19 protein-coding genes and 1 tRNA gene are annotated in these 21,985 nt (G+C 70.6%); 11 read left to right on the top strand and 9 right to left on the bottom strand.

The genetic code is table 11. From position 1 onward, the window contains the following. Window positions 1–31: 31 nt before the first annotated feature. Window positions 32–104, bottom strand: a tRNA-Thr gene (locus tag ACFP1K_RS01170). 94 nt (window positions 105–198) lie between these two features. Then, window positions 199–417: a transposase gene (locus tag ACFP1K_RS01165; RefSeq protein WP_380746110.1), complete on the bottom strand. Its 219-nt coding sequence runs from the start codon at window positions 415–417 to the stop codon at window positions 199–201. Window positions 418–640: 223 nt separating this feature from the next. Here ACFP1K_RS01165 and ACFP1K_RS01160 point away from each other — a divergent pair, with 223 nt between their 5' ends. After that, window positions 641–1,609, top strand: a complete 969-nt coding sequence (locus tag ACFP1K_RS01160) for an SPFH domain-containing protein (protein ID WP_380746108.1) — start codon at window positions 641–643, stop codon at window positions 1,607–1,609. Here the strand turns inward: ACFP1K_RS01160 and ACFP1K_RS01155 are convergent. The 5 genes from ACFP1K_RS01155 to ACFP1K_RS01135 all read right to left on the bottom strand — a co-directional run bounded on the left by ACFP1K_RS01155 (window position 1,564) and on the right by ACFP1K_RS01135 (window position 7,976). Continuing rightward, window positions 1,564–2,085 carry a MarR family winged helix-turn-helix transcriptional regulator gene (locus tag ACFP1K_RS01155; protein WP_380746106.1) on the bottom strand — a complete coding sequence of 174 codons (522 nt, stop codon included), beginning with the start codon at window positions 2,083–2,085 and terminating at the stop codon, window positions 1,564–1,566. The two genes, ACFP1K_RS01160 and ACFP1K_RS01155, sit on opposite strands and share 46 nt — an antisense overlap. 40 nt (window positions 2,086–2,125) lie before the next feature. Further along, window positions 2,126–3,817, bottom strand: coding sequence for an MDR family MFS transporter (locus ACFP1K_RS01150; protein ID WP_380746104.1), 1,692 nt, complete (start codon window positions 3,815–3,817; stop codon window positions 2,126–2,128). Between the two features lie 226 nt (window positions 3,818–4,043). Beyond that, window positions 4,044–5,489 (bottom strand): alkaline phosphatase PhoX, encoded by a 1,446-nt coding sequence (locus tag ACFP1K_RS01145; RefSeq protein WP_380746102.1) that lies wholly within the window; start codon window positions 5,487–5,489, stop codon window positions 4,044–4,046. A 126-nt stretch (window positions 5,490–5,615) separates the two neighbouring features. After that, on the bottom strand, window positions 5,616–6,359 hold the full coding sequence (locus ACFP1K_RS01140) for an aspartate/glutamate racemase family protein (protein WP_380746100.1): 744 nt from the start codon (window positions 6,357–6,359) through the stop codon (window positions 5,616–5,618). Then, window positions 6,360–7,976: an NCS1 family nucleobase:cation symporter-1 gene (locus ACFP1K_RS01135; RefSeq protein WP_380746098.1), complete on the bottom strand. Its 1,617-nt coding sequence runs from the start codon at window positions 7,974–7,976 to the stop codon at window positions 6,360–6,362. It abuts the gene before it with no gap. Window positions 7,977–8,125: 149 nt separating this feature from the next. Here ACFP1K_RS01135 and ACFP1K_RS01130 point away from each other — a divergent pair, with 149 nt between their 5' ends. From ACFP1K_RS01130 to ACFP1K_RS01095, 8 genes are all read left to right on the top strand, one after another. Beyond that, window positions 8,126–8,749: a helix-turn-helix domain-containing protein gene (locus ACFP1K_RS01130; protein ID WP_380746096.1), complete on the top strand. Its 624-nt coding sequence runs from the start codon at window positions 8,126–8,128 to the stop codon at window positions 8,747–8,749. Window positions 8,750–8,818: 69 nt separating this feature from the next. Then, the gene (locus ACFP1K_RS01125) at window positions 8,819–10,360 is read left to right on the top strand and encodes an alpha/beta hydrolase (protein ID WP_380746094.1); all 1,542 of its coding nucleotides are present in this window, start codon (window positions 8,819–8,821) and stop codon (window positions 10,358–10,360) included. Between the two features lie 57 nt (window positions 10,361–10,417). Next, window positions 10,418–11,206 carry an SDR family NAD(P)-dependent oxidoreductase gene (locus ACFP1K_RS01120; RefSeq protein WP_380746092.1) on the top strand — a complete coding sequence of 263 codons (789 nt, stop codon included), beginning with the start codon at window positions 10,418–10,420 and terminating at the stop codon, window positions 11,204–11,206. 14 nt (window positions 11,207–11,220) lie between these two features. Then, complete coding sequence (locus tag ACFP1K_RS01115; RefSeq protein WP_380746090.1) at window positions 11,221–12,192, top strand: RNA polymerase subunit sigma-70; 972 nt, start codon at window positions 11,221–11,223, stop codon at window positions 12,190–12,192. Beyond that, window positions 12,189–13,166: a DUF2332 domain-containing protein gene (locus ACFP1K_RS01110; protein ID WP_380746088.1), complete on the top strand. Its 978-nt coding sequence runs from the start codon at window positions 12,189–12,191 to the stop codon at window positions 13,164–13,166. Before ACFP1K_RS01115 ends, ACFP1K_RS01110 begins: the two co-directional genes overlap by 4 nt. Window positions 13,167–13,308: 142 nt before the next feature. Beyond that, window positions 13,309–15,045: a sensor histidine kinase gene (locus ACFP1K_RS01105; RefSeq protein ID WP_380746086.1), complete on the top strand. Its 1,737-nt coding sequence runs from the start codon at window positions 13,309–13,311 to the stop codon at window positions 15,043–15,045. Next, a complete protein-coding gene (locus ACFP1K_RS01100) occupies window positions 15,042–15,695 on the top strand; it encodes a response regulator (RefSeq protein ID WP_380746084.1) in 654 nt (217 codons plus the stop codon). The genes ACFP1K_RS01105 and ACFP1K_RS01100 overlap by 4 nt, the downstream gene beginning before the upstream one ends. A gap of 517 nt (window positions 15,696–16,212) precedes the next feature. Next, on the top strand, window positions 16,213–17,244 hold the full coding sequence (locus ACFP1K_RS01095; RefSeq protein ID WP_380746082.1) for an SDR family NAD(P)-dependent oxidoreductase: 1,032 nt from the start codon (window positions 16,213–16,215) through the stop codon (window positions 17,242–17,244). Between the two features lie 31 nt (window positions 17,245–17,275). Here the strand turns inward: ACFP1K_RS01095 and ACFP1K_RS01090 are convergent, their stop codons facing one another. Next, entirely contained in the window at window positions 17,276–17,887 is a 612-nt protein-coding gene (locus ACFP1K_RS01090; RefSeq protein WP_380746080.1) for a GNAT family N-acetyltransferase, read from the bottom strand. Window positions 17,888–18,401: 514 nt separating this feature from the next. Between ACFP1K_RS01090 and ACFP1K_RS01085 the strand changes: the two genes are divergently transcribed. Beyond that, complete coding sequence (locus ACFP1K_RS01085) at window positions 18,402–19,892, top strand: peroxidase family protein (RefSeq protein ID WP_380746078.1); 1,491 nt, start codon at window positions 18,402–18,404, stop codon at window positions 19,890–19,892. Between the two features lie 95 nt (window positions 19,893–19,987). Here the strand turns inward: ACFP1K_RS01085 and ACFP1K_RS01080 are convergent, their stop codons facing one another. Further along, window positions 19,988–20,794 (bottom strand): hypothetical protein, encoded by an 807-nt coding sequence (locus ACFP1K_RS01080; RefSeq protein ID WP_380746076.1) that lies wholly within the window; start codon window positions 20,792–20,794, stop codon window positions 19,988–19,990. Window positions 20,795–21,177: 383 nt separating this feature from the next. Here ACFP1K_RS01080 and ACFP1K_RS01075 point away from each other — a divergent pair, with 383 nt between their 5' ends. Beyond that, window positions 21,178–21,942, top strand: a complete 765-nt coding sequence (locus tag ACFP1K_RS01075; protein WP_380746074.1) for a neutral zinc metallopeptidase — start codon at window positions 21,178–21,180, stop codon at window positions 21,940–21,942. Window positions 21,943–21,985 lie beyond the last annotated feature (43 nt).

The raw sequence follows: 21,985 nt of genomic DNA, 5'->3' as shown, positions 1-21,985 counted from the left end.
GGAATGGCCGGAAAGGGCATCTACGCTGCCGAGCCCCTTTACGGAATCGAACCGTAGACCTTCTCCTTACCATGGAGACGCTCTGCCGACTGAGCTAAAGGGGCTTGTCCCGCGTCTCGCGTCGCCGCGCCGTTGGACAGGTGTAACCATACACGGACCCCGCGCCCGGCGCGAATCAGAACGCCTCTCGGGGAACCCCTATGACAGCGCCTCCTGGCGACGGCGCGGGGCACGCTCGCCGAAGGGGACGGTGATCACCTCGCACAGGTCCGCGAGGTCCACGAAGCGGCGCAACTCGTCGACCGAGGAGCAGTCGGCGACGTGCTCGCCGTGCCGCCGGAGGCGGAGAACCTGGCCGTGGCCGTGGGCCGCGACCGTGATCTCTAAGCCGTCCGGACCCACCCAGCGCGTCTCCATAACCGGACAGAGTATGCCGGGCGCCCATCTGCCCGCGGGACCAACACGCATCCCGGCATCAACTCCCATGCCGTCCCTGCACCCGCGCGGCACGGCGTCACGGAAGACGCAAGAAATGTCCTCTCGGCATCTTGTGGAATCGTTGAACGATTTCTACGGTGGACGGTGACGAGTACCGGCGTCACCCCCCATCCCGCACCGATCGACGCACAGGAGGTCCTCAGTGTCCGTACGCGCCCCCCTGGTCATCACGGCCGCCATCACGGCCGTCGTCCTGGCCATCCCCACCCTGATCGGCCTCCTCGGCGGCTACGAGAGCACCGGAGGCGGCGAGGTGGCGGTCGTCCGGGACGGCGGCCCGTTCGACGACAGCCGCATCCGGCAGATCATCCAGCCGGCCTCCGGGCTGACCTGGACCGGCTGGTGGTCCGAGGTCCACCGCTACCCGGCCCAGCAGCGCTTCTACACGATCACCGCCGACGCCAAGCGCAGCACACTGCTCGGCGTGGACGTGGTGACCGTCCCGAGCAGCGACGGCGTGAACATGGGCATCGAGGGCACCCTGTACTTCCGGCTCAACCTCGAACCGGAGACGCTCAAGCAGTTCGACGACAAGTTCGGCACCCGGCGCTTCCGCGGCCAGGACGACACGATGCGCTACCCCTACGACGGCGAGGAGGGCTGGTCGTCCTTCTTCGGCCAGGCCATCCGCCCGGTCATCGACAACGCGCTGCGCAGCCAGATCGGCGCCTTCCGGTGCCCCGAGCTGGTGTCCTCCTGCGCGTTCGTGGAGGGCGGCGCGGCGCAGGAGACGATCAGGCTCGTCGCGCGGGACAACAACGCCAGCCTCGTCAAGATCCAGAATGCGGTGAACGCCAGCCTGGACCGCGACCTGCGCCAGATGCTCGGCGCCGCCTACCTGGTGGACCTGCGCTTCAACCTGGTGCGGATCACGCTGCCCGCGCAGGTGCAGGCGGCGGTCGACCGCGCGCAGGCGGCGTTCGCCGGGGTGGCCGAGTCGCAGGCGGCCATCGCGCAGGCCCGCGCCCAGGCCGAGGCCAACAAGGAACGCCAGAAGGGCTACGACCTCTGCGCCACGTGCGCCGAGATCGAGAAGCTCAAGGCCCTGCCCCAGGGCATCACGGTCTACGCGCCGGGCAACCCGGGCGGCGTCGCCGTGCCCGGCAAGTGATCGCGCTCCTTGGGCGCGGTGAGGGTGTTGAACCGCGCCAGCATGTCGGCCAGCCGGCGCACGTCGTCCTCAGGCCAGGTGCCGAGCAGGGAGTAGAAGCGCTCCTGGCGGGCCGAGCGCGCGCGGTCCAGCCGCACCCGGCCCTCGTCGGTGAGGGCCAGCCGGCAGACCCGCCCGTCCAGCGGGTCGTCCTGCCGCCCCACCAGCCCGAGCTCCTCCAGCACCTTGACCTGGCGGCTGATGGTGGCCTTGCCGACCCGGAAGTAGGCGGCGAGATCGCTCGGCCGCGCGGGGGCCGCGGTGTCGATCCGGACCAGCAGGCTGTACGCGCCGGGCTCCAGCTCGGGGTGGACCGCGCGTCCCACCTCCGCCGATATCGCCCGGGAGCGCCGGAACAGCACGCCGAGCTGCTGCTCCAGGGAGCAGTACGCCTCGAACGCCTCGACGGGGATCGCCGCCTGTGTTCTGGCCGTCATGCGGCCCCACCTTTCCGAGATGGCCGGGAAGACACCACCGTCATGCTTCCGGGTTGGAACGAACACGCACCCGCCGGGACACGCCCCGCTCACCCCGGACGCCGCGGGACCGCCGGGCGTGACGGCCCGGCCCCGCGCCGGCCGTCTCAGGCGGCTGAGCGCTCGCTCCCGCGCGGACCTGCTCGGAGTTGAGAGTCCGCAGCGGTACTTCCTTGATGAACAGAATGGCGACCAAGGCCAGGAAAGCACATGGTGCCGCGTAGAGGAACACATCGCCTACCCCGTGTCCGTACGCGCCCTGCACCACGGCGCGGATCGGGGCGGGCAGCTCGGCCAGCCTCGGCACCGAGCCGTCGTTCGCCACGCCCTTGACGCCCAGCCCGTTGAGCCCCTCCTGGATGTAGGCGATCACCCGGTGCGACAGCATGGCCCCCAGCACCGCGACGCCGACGGCGCCGCCGAGCGTGCGGAAGAACGCCACCAGCGAGCTGGACGCGCCTAGCTCCTCGGGCCGCACCTGGTTCTGCACCGACAGCACGAGGTTCTGCATGGTCATGCCGACCCCGGCCCCGATGCCGAACATGTACACCGCCATCAGCGGGTACGGGGTGTCGTACCGCAACGTGCCCATCAGCGCGAACCCGGCGGCCAGCGACAAGGACCCGGTCACCAGGAACACCTTCCAGCGGCCCGTCCGGGTGATGATCCGCCCGGCGATCGTGGACGAGATGGCCAGGCCGAGGATCATCGGCAGGGTCATCACCCCGGCCATGGTGGGCGACTCGCCCCGGGCGAGCTGGAAGTACTGCCCGAGGAACGTGGTCGCGCCGAACAGCGCCACCCCGACGAAAAGGCTGGCCACCACCGCCAGGCTGATCGCGCCGCGCCGGAACAGGCGCAGCGGCACGATCGGCTCGGCGGCCCGGGACTCGACGAACACGAACAGCCCCGCGAGCGCGAGCGCGCCGCCCACCATCGCGCCGCTCTGCCAGGACACCCAGTCGTACTGGTGGCCCGCGAACGACACCCACACCAGCAGCAGCGAGACCGAGGCGGCGATCAGCGCCGCGCCGGTCCAGTCGACGCGCGCCTCGCGCCGGTACACCGGCAGGCGCAGGGTCTTGCGCAGCACCACCCAGGCCAGCGCGGCGAACGGCACGCCGACGTAGAAGCACCACCGCCAGCCGAGCCACGAGGTGTCCACGATGACGCCGCCGATGAGCGGCCCGCCGATGGTGGCCAGCGCGAACACCGCGCCGAGGTAGCCCGAGTACCTGCCGCGCTCCCTGGGGGAGATCATCGCGGCCATGATGACCTGCGTCAGCGCGGTGAGGCCGCCGGCCCCGATGCCCTGGACCACCCGGGCGGCGATGAGCATGCCGGGCCCGTTGGACACCCCGGCGATGGCCGAGCCGACGACGAAGATCACCAGGCCGAGCTGGACCAGCATCTTCTTGCTGGTCAGGTCGGCCATCTTGCCCCACAGGGGTGTGGAGACCGTCGTGGCGAGCAGCGTGGAGGTGATCACCCAGGTGTACGTGGTCTCGTCGGCGTGCAGGTCGGCGATGATCGTCGGCAGCGCGTTCGACACGACGGTCGACGACAGGATCGCCACGAACAGGCCGATCAGCAGTCCGGACAGGGCCTCGAGGATCTGGCGGTGCGTCATCGGGGCCGCGGACGTGGCGCCGGCCGTCGCGTCCCCCGCCCCGGCCGTCGTTGCGGTTGCCATCGAGATCCCTTCGCGTCGCGGAGCCGTACGGCGAGGAGCTGTCGCCGAACCAATGGCCGCCGCTCAATTTGGTTGCCTTGGGCAAATATATGTCATTGCTCCAGGCAACCATCGGGGGGGCATGTCCCGCCTTCCGGCCGGGTGACCAGGTGCGGAAACGACGGCACCGCCCTGTCCCGGACGGGACAGGGCGGTGCGGGGAACTTCAGGCGGGCGGGCCCAGGGCTCAGTGGTCCTTGCCGCCGTGGCCGTGGCCGTCGTGGCCGTGGCCGTCGCCGTCACCCGGCCGCTTCCACGGGCCGGTGATGGCGAAGACGTACCCGGGCGACTGGATGTTCGCGAAGAGGATCTTGCCGTCCTCGCTGAACACCGGGCCGGTGAACTCGCTGTCGCTCTGGTCGTTGCGCGCCATCGGGTACGGGGTGCCGTTCCTGGTCACGCCGACCAGGTGCGACACGCCCTCGCCGTCCTCGGCCAGGATGATCCCGCCGTACGGCGACACGGTGATGTTGTCCGGCCCGTCGTAGTCGGTGTCCGCCTCCGGGTCGGGGTTCACCCCGAAGATCGTCTTGAGCGTGACGGTCTCGTGCCCGGGGTCGTAGAACCACACCTGGCCGTCGTGCTCGTTCACGCTGCCGTCGTCGTTCCGGGCGTAGCTGGCGACGAAGTACGCGCCGCCGTCGGCCCACCACGCGCCCTCCAGCTTGCGGCTGCGGGTCACCTGAGCGTCGGTGAACTGCTTGCGCACCGACACGGTCTTGGCGTCGCGGTCGGGCACGTCGACCCAGGTCACCTTGTAGGTGGTGCCGGGCTGGGTGGCCGCCGACAGGTCGGGGATGTGCTTGCCGCCCTTGGAGCAGCTCATGGCCTGCAGCTTGCCCGCGGTGTCCCCGCCCGGCGACAGCGCGAGCGCGCGCAGCGCGCCCTTGCGGCCCTTGAAGCCGCGCGGCGGCACCCAGCGGAAGTACAGGCCGTTCGGGCCGCTCGCGTCCTCGGTCAGGTAGATGGCGTCGGTGCGCGGGTCCACCGCGACGGCCTCGTGCGCGTAGCGGCCGAGGAACTTCAGCGCCACCGGGTTCTGGTTGGCCCTGCGGTCGAACGGGTCGACCTCGAAGACGTAGCCGTGGTCCTTCTGGAACACGCCGCCGGCGCGCTGCTCGGTCTCCTCGCAGGTCAGCCAGGTCTCCCACGGCGTGACGCCGCCCGCGCAGTTGTTGTGCGTGCCGGCCACGCTGACGTACTCGCGCACGCGCCTGCCGCGCCGGTCGACCTCGATGTTGGTGGTGCCGCCCTGGGCTCCGGGGTCGTAGGTCAGGCCGGGCAGCGGCGGCACGCCGTAGGGCTCGCCGCCGCCGATCTCGTGGTTGTTGACCAGCACGAAGCCGTCGCGGGACCGGAAGCAGCCGGTGCCGTCGGCGTCGCTCGGGGTCGGCTGGCCGGACTCGAGCAGCGTCTTGCCCGCCTCGGCCACGATCGTGTAGGAGAAGCCGCGCGGGAGGGCGAGCAGGCCGGCGGGGTCGGCGACGACCGGACCGTAGCCCGTCACCCCGTGCGCCGCGGTCTGCGCGGCGGCCGGACCGGCGATGGCCTCGACGCTGCCGGCGACGGCGATGCCGAGCGTGCCCACGGCGCTGGTGCGCAGCAGGTCGCGACGGGAGATGGAGGAGGTCATGAGAGCACCTGTTCCCCTGTTGATTTTCCGAAGTACTCGAAAGACCCAAGCCCTCCCCGCTGAACAGCGACCTCCCGGAACCGGACACTCAGGTGAATGCCCGGCTAATGTCCCACCACCACCGCGTTACGACGGAGGCACCGTGAAGTCGCCGAGGATCCCGGAGTACCGCTTCGGCCCGGGAGGGGCGTACTCCCCCCGCGTGCTGGTGCGCAGCCCGAGGGCGACCAGCGACTCCACCAGTTTGACGGCCGCCGCCACCCCCTCGACCACCGGGACGCCGATCCGCCCGGCCACCTCGCCGGCGAACGCCGCCATGCCGGCGCAGCCCAGCACCACCGCGTCGGCGCCGTCGGCCGCCACGGCCTCCGCGCACAGCGCCGCCACCGTCTCACGGGCGCCGGACCCCGGGTCGTCCAGCGCGAGCACCGGGATGTCGCAGGCGTGCACACCGAGACACGCCTCCCCGAAGCCGTACCTGCGGGCCAGGTCCCAGGCGCGGCCGGTGGTGCGCGACAACGTCGTGACCACGCTGAAGCCGCGCCCGACCAGCGTGGCGGCGTGCATGGCCGCCTGCGCGACCCCGACCACGGGCCCGGACGCGAGCTCGCGCGCCGCGTCCAGGCCGGGGTCGCCGAAGCACGCGATGACGTAGCCGTCCACACCCTCCCGCTCACCCGCCGCGATCTCCGCGAGCAGCCCGGGGACGGCCAGCGCCTCGTCGTAGTGGCTCTCGATCGACTCCGGGCCCATGGCCGGGTTCACGGCCGTGACGACGGTCGACGGCGCCGCGACCGCCCGGGCGGCGCCGCCGATGACGGCGGTCATGGCCCGGGCGGTGTTGGGGTTGATGACCCTGATCCGCGTCATTCAGGACGCCAGGGTCGTCCCGTCCGTGGCCCGCTCCAGGTCGCGGTCCAGGCCGGTGATCCGCGGTGAGGCCCGTTCCAGCGCCACCATGGCCACGAAGCCGAGGCCGCAGCCGAGGAACCAGCTGTAGTCGGCGATCCAGGTCAGGTCGACGGTGGTGAGCTCCAGGTCGACCAGCAGCTTCGGCACCAGCACCGACAGGATGGACGGCACACCGGACAGCACGGTAGCCCAGACCGCGTTGGGGTTGTAGCCGCCGCTGAACCAGTAGCGCCCGCCCCGGTCCATGGTGAACAGGTCGTCCACCCAGACCCGCTGCCTGCTGATCGTGTAGTAGCCGGCGATCAGGATGCCGAACAGCGGACCGATCAGCGCCCCCAGCAGGCCCAGGGTGTAGTGGATGGCGTCCGGGTTGGAGTACCAGTTCCACGGGGTGAGCAGCACCGAGCCGACCGCCGCGATCATGCCGCCGGTGCGCCAGCTGATGCGCTGCGGGCTCACGTTGGAGAAGTCGAAGGCCGGGGAGATGAAGTTGGCGACGATGTTGATGCCCACCGTCGCGATGACGAACGTCAGCCCGCCGAGCAGGATCGCGAACGCCGAGTCGATGCGCTGGACGGTGTGGATGGGGTCGGTGATCAGCTCGCCGAACACCGGCACGGTGGCCGACGCGGTGATCACGGTGAGCAGCGAGAAGAACAGGAAGTTGAGCGGCAGGCCGAGCAGGTTGCCCCGCTTCACCGCGGCGAACGAGCGGCCGTACCTGGAGAAGTCGCCGAAGTTGAGCATCGGCCCGGAGAAGTAGGAGACCACCAGGGCGATCGCGCCCAGCATCACCGGGATGGACTCGCCGAAGCTCAGGCTGTCGTCCGACAGGTTCAGGCTGATGTTCTCCCACCCGGCCTGGCTCACCAGGTAGATGGCGAGCACCACCATGACGACGTACACGGCGGGCCCGGCCCAGTCGATGAACCGGCGGATCGCCTCCATGCCCTTCCAGAACACCGCGGCCTGGGCCACCCAGAGGATCGCGTAGCAGATGTACCCGAGGGCGGACAGGCCGAGGAAGCCGTACTGCTGGGTGTCGTTCAGCGCCGCCGTCGAAGGCCAGAACTTCAGGAAGATGATGATGAGGGACTGCGACGCCAGGTAGGTCTGTACGCCGTACCAGGCGATGGCGATCGCCCCGCGCGTGATCGCCGGGATGTTGGCGCCGAGCACGCCGAAGATCGCCCGGTTGATCACCGGGTACGGCACGCCGGTCACCTGGCTCGGCTTGGCGACCAGGTTGCAGAACACGTTCACGATGACGATCCCGGCGATCAGCGCGAACAGCACCTGCCAGCTCGCCAGCCCGAGCGCGAACAGACTGCCCGCCGTGACGTATCCGCCGACGCTGTGCACGTCGGACATCCAGAACGCGAAGATGTTGTACGAGGTCCACTTCTGCTCGCGCAGCGGTGCGAGGTCCTCGTTGGCGAGCCGCGGGTCGTACTGAGGCTCCACCAGGCCGATGCCGACCGGCATTCCGGCGGCCTCCACCAGGTCCTGGTGGCCCACGTCGGGTTCGGCGAGATTTTGGTTACTGGGCAGGGGCGACACACCGGGTTCGGTCATTTGAGCATCCCTGGGGGGTAATGTGCCGACGGAAGGGTGCGCACCCAGTCCTGTTAAGTCACCACTTAACAGTTGCCGTCAATGTATGCCTTGACGGCCGGCGGTGAATTTCCCCGAGGTTAATCCCCTGTGACAATGGTGTGGAGGCCATGACCAGCCGCCCGGACCTCGAAGCGATCACCAACGAGAGCCTCGGCCGGCGGCTGCGCGAGCTGCGCCTGCGGTCGGGCAAGTCCCTCCGGGCCGTCGCCCGCGAGCTCGGCATCTCGGCCAGCGCCGTCTCCCAGATCGAACGCGGCACCATGCGCCCCTCGGTGAGCAGGCTCATCGCGTTCGTCTCCGCCATCGGCGCCCCCCTCGCCGCCGTCTTCGACACCCCGGACGCCAAGGCCCCCGACAGCGGCACCGCCTCGTCCGCCCCGCCGCCCCCCGCGACCTTCGCCATCCGGCGGTCCTTCGAGGTCGGCGCGATCGAACTGGCCGGCGGCGTGACGTTCCGCAGGCTCTCCCCCGTGCCGACCCCCGACGTGGAGTTCTTCGAGTCGACGTACCCGCCCCGCGCCGTCTCCACGGCCCACGGCCGGTTCCTCGAACACGACGGCTACGAGGTGGGCACGGTCACCGCCGGCGAGCTGACCATCGAGTTCGAGACCGAGATCGTCACCCTGGCCGCCGGCGACTCGATCACCTTCCCGTGCAGCCGCCCTCACATCATCGGCAACCGCTCCGAGACCGTCACCGCCGTGGCGACCTGGCTGATCGTGCACCGCTGATATCGCGAAATGGCATTCTTCTAAGGCTTAGCGGGATCTTGACCTTTATTTCCCGCCAAGATGGTGAGTATGAAGCTCTACGGCGCCTTCCCCGTGCGCCTGGCCGTCGCGGCCGCGATGCTCGTCCCGATGTCCCTGGTCGCGGCCGGCGGCGCGCGGGCCGCCGTACCGTCGACGTTCGCCGGGATCCGCTGGGCGAGCTGCCCCGCGCCGAGCCCCATCCAGGGCTCGGGCGGCAAGCCGCGGGCGCTGCGCGACGGGACGCCCTGGGAGTGCGCCACGCTGCGGGTGCCGCTCGACCACGCCGCCCCGGGGCGGGGGAGCATCGACCTGGCGCTGATCCGGGCGCGGGCCAAGCCGAAGGCCGGGCAGAAGCGCATCGGGTCGCTGGTGTTCAACTTCGGCGGGCCCGGCGGCTCCGGGGTGGCGACGCTGCCGCTCGCCGCCGCCACCTTCCTGAAGCTGCACGAGCGCTACGACCTGGTGAGCTTCGACCCGCGCGGCGTCGGCGAGAGCGCCGGGGTGCGCTGCCTGTCCGACGAGGCGTACGACGCCATGCTCGCGCTCGACGCCAGCCCGGACGGCGCGGCCGAGCAACAGGCCCTGCTCGACGGCTCCCGTGACTTCGCGGCGGCCTGCAAGGCCAATTCCGGCAGGGTGCTCCCGTACGTCGGCACCAGAGCCGCCGCGCGCGACATGGACCTGCTGCGCCGCGCGCTCGGGGACCGCAAGCTGTACTACTACGGCGCCTCGTACGGCACCGAGCTCGGCGGCGTGTACGCCCACCTGTTCCCCGCGAACGTCGGCCGGATGGTCTTCGACGCCGTGGTGGACCCCACCGCCGACTCCGCGGGGCACGCGCTGGCCCAGGCCAAGGGGTTCCAGCTCGCGCTGCGCAACTTCCTCAAGGACTGCGCCACGCGGTCGCGCTGCGCCACCGGCAAGGACGCGGGGCGCGGCGCCGCGCAGATCACCGCCCTGCTGAAGCGGCTCGACGAGCGCTCGCTGCCCACCCGCTCCGGCCGCGTCCTCACCCAGTCGCACGCGACGTACGGCATCGCGTCCGCGCTGTACTCCAAGGAGACCTGGAAGTGGCTCGACCGCGGCCTCGGCGCGGCCAAGGCCGGGGAGGGCGACCTGCTGCTGCTGTTCGCCGACGCCCTCTACGGCCGTGACGAGAAGGGCCGCTACAACAACCTGCAGCCCGCCAACACCGCCATCAACTGCGCGGACTCCTCCGAGCGCTACACCGTGGCCGACGTGCGCCGCAGGATGCCCGCCTTCCGCAAGGCGTCCCCGGTCTTCGGCGAGTTCCTCGCGTGGTCCATCCTCCAGTGCACCGGCTGGCCCGTCGCGGGCGAGTCCAGGACCGTGAACGTGAGCGCCAAGGGCGCGGCCCCCATCCTGGTGGTCGGCAACACCGGCGACCCCGCCACCCCGTACGCGGGCGCCCGGCGGATGGCCACCGGCCTCGGGAAGGGCGTGGGCGTCGAGCTCATCTTCAAGGGCCAGGGGCACGGCGCGTACGGCACGAACTCCTGCGTCACCGGCAGGATCGACACCTACCTGCTCACCGGGAAGACCCCTCGCGACCGCACCGTGTGCGGCTAGGAGAAGTTTCTTCCGCCGCACCGATGAGTTCGCGCGCAAGGCGTCGTTACAGACGGCATGACAACACTTCTGAACGACAAGAACGTCATCGTCTACGGCGCCGGCGGCGGCATCGGCCACGGCATCGCGCTCACCTTCGCGCGGGAGGGGGCCAGGCTGTTCCTCGCCGGGCGGACCCGTAAGACGCTCGACGAGGTCGCCGACGCCGTCCGCGCGGCCGGCGGCACGGCCGAGGTGGCGGTGCTCGACGTGCTCGACGAGCGGGCCGTGGACGAGCACGCCGCCGCCGTGGCCGCGGCCGGCTCCATCGACGCGTCCGTCAACCTCGTCACGCGGGGCGACGTGCAGGGAATCCCCCTGGTCGAGATGTCCGGCGCGGACCTCACCCGGGCCGTCACCACCGGCCTGCTGGCCAACTTCAACACCGCCAGGGCCGCCGCCCGGCACATGGCCGCCCGGGGATCCGGCGTCGTCATGACCGTGACCAGCGGATCCTCGCGCGGCGCCGCCCCCATGATGGGCAGCACCGGCCCCGCCGACGCCGCCGTCGAGACGTTCCTGCGGTACCTGGCGGCCGAGGTGGGACCGACCGGCGTCCGGGTCGTGTGCCTGCACACCGCCGGGGTCGTGGAGACCATGACCCGGGAGAAGGTCCTGAAGGTCAACGAGGAGCTCACCGACTTCGACCCCGCGATGTTCGAGCAGATGATGGCCGGGATGACCATGCTGAAGCGCGCCCCCCGGCTCGCCCAGGTCGCCGACACCGCCGCGTTCCTGGCCTCCGACCGCGCGTCCGGCATCACCGGCACCGTGATCAACGTCACCTGCGGCCTCGTCGCGGGGTGAGTAAGGTGCTTCGGGTGCGATCCGCTGACACCGAGGGGGACGCTGCCGTCGCCGCCGCGCTGACCGGCGACGAGCACGCGTTCGGGGTGCTCGCCGAGCGCCACCGCCGGGAACTCCACGTGCACTGCTACCGCATGACGGGCTCCTTCGAGGAGGCCGAGGACCTCGTGCAGGAGACGTTGCTGCGGGCCTGGCGCGGGCGGGACGGCTTCACCGGCGGGCAGCTGTTCCGCGCCTGGCTGTACAAGATCGCGACCAACGCGTGCATCGACCACGCGCGGGCCCGTGCGCGCACGGTCCGCTCGTTCGCCGACCTGCCGTGGCTACAGCCGTACCCCGACCTGCTGCTCGACCAGGTGCCGTCCGGCGACGCCCAGCCCGAGGCGGTCGTCGTCACCCGGGAGACGATCGAGCTGGCGTTCCTCGCGGTGATCCAGCTGCTGCCGCCCAAGCAGCGCGCGGTGCTGATCCTGCGGGACGTGCTGGAGTGGACGGCCGCCGACACCGCCGAGGCCCTGGACCTCACGGTCGCCGCGGCCAACAGCGCGCTGCAGCGGGCCCGCGTGACCGTGCGGGAGAACCGTCCCGTACGGCCGGTGGCCTCGGCGAGCGACGTCGAGCAGCGGCTGCTGCGGCGCCTCATCGACGCGCACGAGCGCGCCGACGCCGACTCGGCCGTGGCGCTGATGCGCGAGGACATCAGGATCACCATGCCGCCGCTGCCGATGGTGTACCAGGGGCTCGCGATGGTGGGGCCGATGCTGCGGGAAGGGCTCACCGGGCCAGGGGAGTGGCGGCTGCTGCCCACCCGGGCCAACCGGATGCCCGCCGCGGCGACGTACCTGCGGCCGTTCGGCGGGACGCGGTTCGAGGCGTTCAAGATCGACGTGCTGCGGATCGAGGACGGTGTGGTGGCCGAGATCACCACCTTCGACGCGACGCTCTTCCCGCGGTTCGGGCTTCCCGCGGAGTATCCGTTCGCGTGAGCACGGCACAGCGGTACCTGCGGTTCGCGCGGGAGGAGGTCCGGGGGCGGTCTCCGGCGTACGAGGCGCTCGCGCGCGGCGTCGCCGGGGACGCCCGGCTGCTCGGGCTGATCGACGAGCTGCCTGCTCCGAAGCGTCAGCCCAACCTGCTGCTGGCCTCGGCCCGGTTCCTCGGCGCCCCCGCCGAGGACGCCGCCCGGTTCCTTTCCTGGACGGTGCGCCACTGGGCCGAGGTGCGGGAGACGATGCTCGCGCGTAGTACGCAGACCAACGAGGCGGGCCGGTGCGCCAGTCTGCTGCCGCTGCTCGCGCTGCTGCCCCCGCCGCTGGCCCTGATCGAGGTCGGCGCGTCGGCCGGGCTGTGCCTCCACCCCGACCGGTACCGCTACCGCTACGACGACCGTCCCCCGCTCGGTGACGGCCCCGTCGTCCTGGACTGCCGCACCAACGGCCTGGTGCCGCTGCCCGCGCGCCTTCCCTCGGTGGTGTGGCGGGCCGGGCTGGACCTCGACCCGCTGGACGTGCGCGACGAGGAGACGGTGCGCTGGCTGGAATGCCTGGTCTGGCCCGGCCAGGACGACCGCCTCACCCGACTGCGCGCCGCCATCCACCTGACCCGCCAGGACCCGCCTTCCTTGGTCCGCGGCGACCTCAACACCTCGCTGCCCGACCTGCTGGCCGCGGCCCCGAAGACGGCCACCGTGGTCGTGTTCCACAGCGCCGTGCTCCCCTACCTCACCCCCGCCGCCCGCGACCGGTTCACCGCCACCATGCGGGCCCTCCCCGTCCAGTGGATCTCCAACGAGGGCTCCCCCCGCCTGCCTGCCGTCCTGTCCCGCCTGACCGTGCCCCTTCCCGAGAACCGCCTGACCTTCCTCCCCGCCCTGAACGAACAACCTCTCGCCATGGCGGGGCCCCACGGCGAATGGCTCCACTGGCTCTCCCCGGGAGCCACGCCGCCATCGCACGCCTGAGCACCGCACCGGTCACACCCTGGGGTGCGGTTCCCATCCCTCTTCCGGCCGCCGTTCCGTCCTCGAAGAGGAGGCGCGGCGGGGCGTGATCGTTCACGATGGGAGCGGATGCGCCGCCGTACATCCGCCGAGGGAGGGCCGCGTGCGCCACAGTGGACGTCCGCGCCGCTCGGGGGTGGGCGTAGGGCTGCTCCTACTCGAGGCCGAGCAGCTGTTCGGGCGGCGGTACCTTCTCGTGCGGCTGATGGTGCTGGGCGTGCTCGCGGCCGGATACCTCATGCTGCTCACCGACCCGCGCACCCCGCCGGGGTCCTGGGACTGGGGGTTCACCGCAGCTCTGGTGGCCGTCGGCGTGGTGGCCGGCGTGGCCCCGCTCGCGGCGGTGATCGGGCACGCCGGGCTGCTGACGTGCGTCGGGGACCTCGCGGGGCCCGGCGCGGTGGCGATGGTCAAGATCGCGGCGAGCGTCGCGCTGTTCGAGCTGGCCGCGCGCCGCCCGAGCCACCAGGTGATCTGGGGCTCGGCCGCGGTCGCCGCCGGCTACGTGGCCCACGTGTTCGAGACACTCCCCGCCGGCCTGCCACCGCTGCTGTACCGCCTCGGCGTGGTCATCGGCGGTCCGCTGCTGGTAGCCGGGTACATCCGCATGACGCGGCGACTCGCCGTACAGGCCGAGGGACGAGCGCGTGCGGAGGCCCGCCGGGCCGCGGCCGAGGGCGAACGAGCGGAGGCCGAGGCCCGGCGCGCGGAGGCCGAACGTGAGCGCGCGGAGGCCGAACATGAGCGCGCGGAGGCCGAACATGAGCGCGCGGAGGCGGAGTCCCGGCGCGCCGAGGCCGACCGTGAGCGCGCGGAGGCGGAGGCGCTGCGCGCCGAGGAGGAAAGGCGGCGCCGCGAGTCGGACGCCCGCGCGGTGCGGGCCGCAGAGCGGGTCACGATCGCCCGCGAGCTGCACGACCTGGTCGCCCACCACGTCGCCTCGATGGTGCTGCGGATCGGCGTCACCCGCCACGTGCTGCCCACACTCGACCCGCGGGTCCGCCAGTCGCTGGACGACGTGCACGCCAGCGGCACCGCCGTCCTCGGCGACCTGCGGCGGCTCGTCGGGGTGCTGCGCGACCCCGCCGGCGTCCGCGACGAGCCCGGCCTCCCGCTGGTCGACCCCGAAGGGCTGGTCGCCGCCCTGGAGGAGGTGGCCGACCGCGGCCGTCAGGTCGGCCTGCTGGTGGACGCATCACTCGACCCGTCGATCAACCGGCTGGACGCCGTGCGGGCACTGACCGTGCTGCGGCTCAGCCAGGAAGGCGTAACCAACATCGCCAGACACGCGGGCCCCGCCGCCCGAGTACGACTGTCCGTAGAAGGCGCCCCCGACGGCGCCGTCCGCCTTGAACTCACCGACGACGGAGGCCAGGGCCACGACAGTGTGCCTCACCCCCCCGGCCAGGGCTACGGGCTGATCGGCATGCGAGAACGCGTCGAACTACTCGGCGGCCGCTTCCAAGCCGGCCCCACCGACCACTTCGAGGCCAACCCGACCGACCACTTCCAAGCCGACCCAGCCGACCAGTTCCAAGCCGACCCGACCAGCCGCTTCCAAGCCGGCCCCACCGATCACTTCCAAGCCGACCCGACCGACCACTTCCAAGTCGGCCCGACCGACCGCTTCGAGGCCGACCCGACCGACCGCTTCCAGGCCGGCCCCGCCGACCGCGAGCCACCGGCCACCAAGCCACCGGCCACCGAGCCACCGGCCACCGGGGCGCGGGACATCGCCGCCACCGGTGCCGGCTGGCGGCTCACCGCCGCCCTCCCCGCCATCCCCGGCCAGCCCTTGCCCGGCGACCACGTGAACGACGGTCAGGAGGTACAGCCGTGATCCGGGTGCTGCTCGTCGACGACCTGCAACTGGTCCGCGCGGGCCTGCGCATGCTGTGCGAGTCCGCCGCCGACCTCATCGTGGTCGGCGAGGCGGAAGACGGCCGCGCCGCCGTCCGCCTGGCCGACCGTCTGCTTCCCGACGTGGTGTTGATGGACCTGCGCATGCCCGGCATGGACGGCATAGCCGCCACCGAACGCATCCTGGCGTCCCGCCCCACCACCAGAGTCGTCGCCCTGACCACCTTCGACGACGACGACCACCTCTACCCCGCCCTGGCCGCCGGCGCCTGCGGCTTCCTCGTCAAGGACACCTCCCCCGGCGAACTACTGGACGGAGTCCGCAAAGCCGCCGCCGGCGACAGCCCGTTCAGCCAAGACGTCCTCCGCCGCCTGGTCACCCACGCCATCCGCTCCCGCCACCCCTCCACCACCCCCCGCCCCACCCCCGAACCCAAACTCACCACCCGCGAACGAGAAGTCCTGGCCCTGGTAGGCGAAGGCCTCTCCAACGCCGAAGTAGCCGACCGCCTCCACCTAGGCCTAACAACCGTAAAAACCCACATAGCCAACCTGATGACCAAAACCGGCTGCCCCAACCGAGTCCGCCTAGCCGTCCTAGCCGTCCAATCCGGCATAACCCCCACATAACCCCCACCCCCCCAAACCACCCCCACCTACCGAACCAAGCCCCCATCGCCGCCGCAAACCCCCCCGAACCACCCTCGCCGTCCAGAACGGCACCACCCATACGAACCGCAGGCACCCGACCGTCCCCGCCCCCCAGGCGACGTCACCCGCAGGAACCACACCTAACCGGGGCACCCGCGCCGTCCAGAACGGCACCACCCGTACGAACCGCAGGCACCCGGCCGTCCCCGCCCCCAGGCGACGTCACCCGCAGGAACCACACCTGACTGGGGCACCCGCGCCGTCCAGAACGGCCCAGCGCCCACCCCAACAACCGGGCCAAACCCGACCACCAACCACCACGGGCAAGCTCAGCCGCATATCGCCCAGGACCCAACCACTCCGGCCTCCTCCCCGAGGCCGTCCGAAAGGGCGGGGCGATACGACCTTCCGAGGGAAGCAACCGGCACACCCACGCGGCGACGCTTGACCCAAGCCACCCGGCCACTTCACCAAGCGCACGAAGGGACCGCTCACGGTGACCACACACGAGAACGAGCCCCCTGGCCCCGGACCGGCATCGAACCTCGCCGAGCCGGCATCGCCAGCCGGCGGACCCGTCCAGCAGGCCGCCAAGGCCGGGCGGGGACGACGGGCGTTCTTCGGGCTGGCCGCCGTAGCGGCGGGCGCCGCCGGGTTCGCCGGTGCGGTGGGCATCCCGCCGTACCTCACCCCGCCCCCCACCACCCCACCCCCGACGCCCCCACCCCGTGCCCGATTCGCCGGAAAGGTCGTACTGATCACCGGCGCCACCTCAGGCATCGGCGAAGCCACCGCCAAGGCGTTCGCCGCCGAGGGCGCGAAGGTCGCCTTCTGCGGACGCCGCGCCGAGCTAGGCAAACAAGTCGAACGAGCGATCCGGGAACGCGGCGGAACCGCCCGCTACATCCGGGCCGACGTACGCGACCCCGACCAACTACGCGGCTTCATAAACGCCACCGTGACGATGTACGGCGCCCTGGACGTGGCGTTCAACAACGCAGGCATCACCAGGACGGCACCGCTCCACGAAATGACCCTGGAGAACTGGACCGACGTAGACCACACCAACACCCGCGGCGTCTTCCTGTCCATCAAGTACGAGATCCCTCACATGCTCACCGCAGGCCACGGCGTGATCATCTGCACCACCTCGGAGTCCCGCCGCCCAGGCGGCACCGCCTACACCGCCAGCAAACAGGCCATCAAGGGCATAGTGGACACCGCCGCCATGGATTACGGCCCCAAAGGCATCCGCATCAACGCCATAGCCCCCGGCACCACCGACACCCCCCTGGTCCGCCCCCCAGGCCTGCCGGACCCCGTATGGCAAGCCTTCAAACGAGCCTGGGGCCCCTTGAACGTCTCAGCCCTGGGACGCATGGCAACCCCCCAAGAAATCGCCCAGGCCGTGGTCTCCCTGGCCACCGACGATTTCTCCTACATGGCAGGCTCCACCGTCCTGGTGGCCGGCGCCCCCCAATCCGGCGCCCCCATCCAAATGCCCCCCGGCTTCCCCGCCCCCCGCTGACCTCCACCCACCTCCCGTCCCAGCCCTCACCTCAACGAACGGGCAGGCTCGGATGCGGATCGGTCGGCACCCCGTCGACCATGTCACTGGTGATGGCCCACCGCTCGTGGTCCCGCCAGGCCCCGTCGATGAACAGCAGCTGCGCCGAGAGGCCCTCGTACCGAAACCCGTGCCGCCTGACCAGATTGAGCGAGGCATGGTTCTCCGGCTGGATCTGTGCCTCCAGCCGGTGCAGCCGCAGGCTCCCGAACGCGTACCGCAACAGGAGTCCAAGCCCTTCCGACATGTACCCCTGCCCCGCGAAAGGGGCGAATGCCGCGTACGCGAGGGATCCGTTCTGGAACCGCCCGCGGATGATGCTGTTGATGCTGACGTGCCCGGCGATGGCGCCGGTGTCCCTCACACAGACCAGCAGCCCTTCCGCGGACAGCGGATCGCCGAACCGCCCGAGGTAAAGCCGGAACTCCTGCGGCGTCGCAGGCAGCGGCATCCACGGATGGAGCAACCCGGCACTGAGCCGCACCAGTTCGAGGAACTCTTCCTGATCCCCCGGCCCGATCCGCCGCAACGTCACCCGCGACGAAGCCTCCCAGCCTCCCGCGGAGAGCCCCTCGCCTTCCCCGACCCCGTCGTTCCGTAGCACGAAAAGCACGGTATCGCGCCCCACCGGCACGATTCACAACCGGCCCCGGCCCTCAGCCCCACCGAACAGCGTCTGGGGCCTTTACTCCCCCAGATCCTCTTTCCGCTATCCCGACGGGTAATCCGTGATTGAAAAAAACACGCTGAACCGGTTTTGTCAATAGCCGTAACCTACCTGTCACAAAAGCAGGCCCAGATCTCATCCCTGCTGGTCAAGGGCCGTTTAACGCCAAGCCAGAGGCCATATCGGCCTCCGCTCCGATCATGAGACTGAACGGCCAATAACCCCCAAGGGATTCACGCCACCCATACGCCGTTGTGCCGCCATCACATCGCCCATAAGTATTGGGTAAACATTCTAACTGCCTCTTAATGATCTTGTGAGGGGCAGTCGTGTTTCCATCCGGAAGGCGAACATGGCAGAAGAGCGAAGTACGGACGAGCAGCGTTCCCCCCTCAGCCGACGCAGATTCCTCGCAGGTGTCGGGGCTGGCGCCGCAGCCGGAGCCCTGACCTTGACCCCCGCCGAGGCTCTCGCCAAAGTCACCACATCTCAAGCAGGCGGCCTCGCCTTAGCTCCCGACCGGTTCGGCCGGATCTTCAACCTCCCCGCCTTCGCCGACCTGCAGAACGGCGGGCCCCCCTCACTCCAGACCGCCCTGCGCGAGATGGGCAAGCTCGGCGGCGTCATCGACGCCAAGGATCCCCTCCAAGAGGGCCCGATCCGTCTGATCACCAACCCCGAGTTGAGCCCCAACAACCTCGACAACAGCACCCACACCGCCGGCACGACGTTCTTCGGTCAGTTCCTCGACCACGACATGACCTTCGACCAGACGTCCCCCCTCGGCCGGCCCACCGCTCCCGAGCAGAGCCCGAACACCCGCACCCCCGGCCTCGACCTGGACTCGGTCTACGGCCAGGGCCCCACCGGCTCCCCCCAGCTCTACAATCCCGCCGACCCCGACAAGTTCCGTCTGGAAAGCGGCGGCCTCTTCGAGGACCTCCCCCGCACCTCCACCGGCACCGCGATCATCAGCGACCCCCGCAACGACGAGAACCTCATAATCTCCGGCCTCCAGGCCGCGTTCCTCCTGTTCCACAACCGCGTCGTGGACCTCTTACGCTCCCAGGGCCAGACCGGCAGCGTCTTCAACGCCGCCCGCCAGATAGTGCGCTGGCACTACCAGTGGATCATCGTGCACGAGTTCCTCCCCCAGGTCATCGGCCAGCCGCTGGTGACGGAACTCCTCACCACCGGCCGCCGCTACTACCGCCCCGCCGCCGGCCAGCAGTTCATCCCCGTCGAATTCCAGGGCGCCGCCTACCGCTTCGGCCACAGCATGGTCCGCCCCTCCTACCGCGCCAACCTGGCCGGTAACGCCGACGGCACCCCGTTCTTCGGCTTCATCTTCGACCCCGCCGGGCAAGGCCAGGCCGATCCGGTGGACCTCCGGGGCGGCGCCAGAGCCCGCCGCCGCTTCATCGGCTGGCAGACCTTCTTCGACTTCGGCGACGGCAACGTCCGTCCGAACAAGCGAATAGACAGCAAGATCTCCAGCCCTCTCTTCCAACTCCCTCTGAGCGCCATCAGCTCCGGGGACCCCCCGATCTCCCTCCCCCAGAGAAATCTCCTCCGCCACATGACGTGGTCCATCCCCAGCGGCCAGACCATCGCCCAGGCCATGGGCATCTCCCCCCTCTGGGCCCAGGAGTTCCCCGAGCTCCAGCAGTTCGGCCACGGCCTCCCCAGCAACACCCCGCTGTGGTACTACGTCCTCAAAGAGGCCGAACTGATGGCCGGCGGCCAGCGCCTGGCCGGCGTGGGCGCCCGAATCGTGGGCGAGGTCTTCATAGGCCTCCTCCAGCTGGACTCGGCCTCCTACCTGAGCACCAACCCCCGCTGGACCCCCACCCTCCCCCGCCGCTCCGGCCCCGCGGGCGACTTCCGAATGATCGACCTCCTGACCTTCGCCCGAGTCGACCCCACCAGCCGCGGCCAGTAACCTCACCACCCGACCAACGGGGCCCGCCACCACCCTGGTGACGGGCCCCGCACCACGGAACCGAGGCCGCCCGGCCCCGGACAGCCGTCCACCGCTCAGAACAACCAGTCGAGCACCCCGCCGTTCTCGGTCTTCGTCGGACTCGGAGCCGGTCGCGGCGCCTCCGAGGTCGGCGGAGGCGCCGGAGACCGCTGGGGTTCGTCCTCGATCCGCGGGTCCGACGGCTGCGGCCGGCTACTGGCCCGAGGCGACGGCCGGGCGGACTGGCCGCGGGTACGCGTCGGCGTCGGCCGGGAAGTCGGCTGGTCGGTCGCCCGCACCTGGGAAGTGGTAGGCCCAGGCGTCTCCACCGGCGGTGCCCCGGTGTCCTCGGGCCCAGCGGTGGCCGGATCGCTGAGACTGGGCCCGGCCGTCGGACTGCCGGTCACCGCGGCCCCCTGCTGCCCCCCCGACGCGCAGTCGCCGGACGCCGAGCACTCGGCCACCGGACTGGACCCCACCGACGAGGACAGGATCCAGCCCCCTGCGACCGTCAGCAGAACGATCGCGACCATGGCGAGCACAAGTTGCTTGTTCTTGTTCCCCCTCTGCTCCTCAGGGTCGCTCTCGCCGGTCCACCCCGACCCGAGGAAGCCGCGGTCCCCACCCCCGTCGGTGTCCCACTCCGGCTCGTCCCCTTCGGTCCGCTCGTGGTCGCCGGACGCCTCAGGCCCCTCGGATCGGTACAGATAGTCGAACCCTTCGAGGCTCTCGACTGGTTCGTGGTCGTCCTCGCGGTCCCCGCCGGCAAGGCCCGACGCGTCGTCGCTCAGAGCGTGAGCGGTCTCCTGGCCGGGCGTCCACCCGTCCGACAGCAGGTCACCCCCCGTACGCGCCGGTTCGTTGCTCCTCTCACCCCCCAAGGGAGCCGCCTGCTGGTAAGGCCCCTCTTCGTGGGACCCGGGAAGGCCGTCGCGGTCCATGCCGAACCTCTCTGCTGTGATCCTGGCCGCACAACTGCTCAGGAGTTCCGACACACCTTGTCGGGAACTTCCACATACTCTAGAGAAGTCGCAATCCTCCCACCGGCCACTCGCGTCACATACTCATGCTCGATGGCGAAGCCACAACGATTCGAGCCGCCCAAAGCGGCACCAAACCATGACGCCGCCGGGCCTGCCCTTTTCGTAATAAAACGCCCCTACGCTGCGGGACCGTGCGCCGTTCACTCCCCCTCGCCCTCACGGCCATCTTCCTAGCGCTCTGTGTGTCGTGCTCCGACGAGCCGTTGCCCGAGGAGTTCCCGATGACCGCCGGCCCCCCGCCCCAGGCGCCGTACACAGCCCCCACGACGCACCCACCCGCCCCAGCCCCGACGTCCCCGCCCCGCAAGACGGTCGAGGACAACCCTCTCTACGCCGCCCCGCGCACCAAAGGCTCATGCCGCCTGCCCGGGGTCGGCTCCGGCGGCTGGAAGTCCTACAAGAAATACATGGACGGCGTGTCCACCTGCCTCGACCGAATCTGGCTACGCGAGTTCGCCAAAGCCGACATGTCCTTCTGGCCCTCCCGCCGGGTATTCCCACGACACCGCGTACGCGACCGCAGATGCGGCCTGATGCCGAGCAAGGAGGCAGACGGCACCTACTGCCAGCGCACCTTCACCTACTACGTCATCCTGAAATACACCACTGGATATCCACAGGCGACGGCCTACGCCGCAGAACTGGTGGCCCACGAGTACGCCCACCACGTCCAAGCCCAATCCGGCATCTCCGACTACGAGTACCAAGCCACAGAACAGGCGAGAACCCGCAAGGCCAAGGACCTGATCAGCAGACGACTGGAACTACAGGCGGAATGCCTAGCAGGAGTAGCCCTCCACGCGATAAGAAACGACCTCCCCCCATGGCAGGCGTTCCGCGACCAGTACATCGGCACCATTCCCAGACAGTGGGCCCTCGACCACGGAAAACTAGCCACCCAACTCCGCTGGCTGGAAAAGGGCTACCACTCCGGCAAGCCCGGAGCCTGCGACACCTGGTCCCCCCCACCCCGCGACGTGACCTAGTCGACATCCGCCCGCCTCCACCCCACAAGCTGACATGCTGAGA

This window comes from Sphaerisporangium aureirubrum (assembly GCF_042658925.1).
In the GTDB taxonomy this organism is placed as follows: domain Bacteria; phylum Actinomycetota; class Actinomycetes; order Streptosporangiales; family Streptosporangiaceae; genus Sphaerisporangium; species Sphaerisporangium aureirubrum.
The sequence above is the reverse complement of the archived record's forward strand: the minus strand, read 5'-3'. Positions and strand labels throughout refer to the sequence as shown.

Excerpts from the sequence above, each read along its gene's own strand:
- ACFP1K_RS01140 (WP_380746100.1), bottom strand. The coding sequence starts at position 6,359 with ATGACGCGGATCAGGGTCATCAACCCCAACACCGCCCGGGCCATGACC.
- ACFP1K_RS01165 (WP_380746110.1), bottom strand. The coding sequence starts at position 417 with ATGGAGACGCGCTGGGTGGGTCCGGACGGCTTAGAGATCACGGTCGCG.
- ACFP1K_RS01125 (WP_380746094.1), top strand. The coding sequence starts at position 8,819 with ATGAAGCTCTACGGCGCCTTCCCCGTGCGCCTGGCCGTCGCGGCCGCG.
- ACFP1K_RS01155 (WP_380746106.1), bottom strand. The coding sequence starts at position 2,085 with ATGACGGCCAGAACACAGGCGGCGATCCCCGTCGAGGCGTTCGAGGCG.
- ACFP1K_RS01075 (WP_380746074.1), top strand. The coding sequence starts at position 21,178 with ATGACCGCCGGCCCCCCGCCCCAGGCGCCGTACACAGCCCCCACGACG.
- ACFP1K_RS01135 (WP_380746098.1), bottom strand. The coding sequence starts at position 7,976 with ATGACCGAACCCGGTGTGTCGCCCCTGCCCAGTAACCAAAATCTCGCC.
- ACFP1K_RS01145 (WP_380746102.1), bottom strand. The coding sequence starts at position 5,489 with ATGACCTCCTCCATCTCCCGTCGCGACCTGCTGCGCACCAGCGCCGTG.
- ACFP1K_RS01130 (WP_380746096.1), top strand. The coding sequence starts at position 8,126 with ATGACCAGCCGCCCGGACCTCGAAGCGATCACCAACGAGAGCCTCGGC.
- ACFP1K_RS01120 (WP_380746092.1), top strand. The coding sequence starts at position 10,418 with ATGACAACACTTCTGAACGACAAGAACGTCATCGTCTACGGCGCCGGC.
- ACFP1K_RS01150 (WP_380746104.1), bottom strand. The coding sequence starts at position 3,817 with ATGGCAACCGCAACGACGGCCGGGGCGGGGGACGCGACGGCCGGCGCC.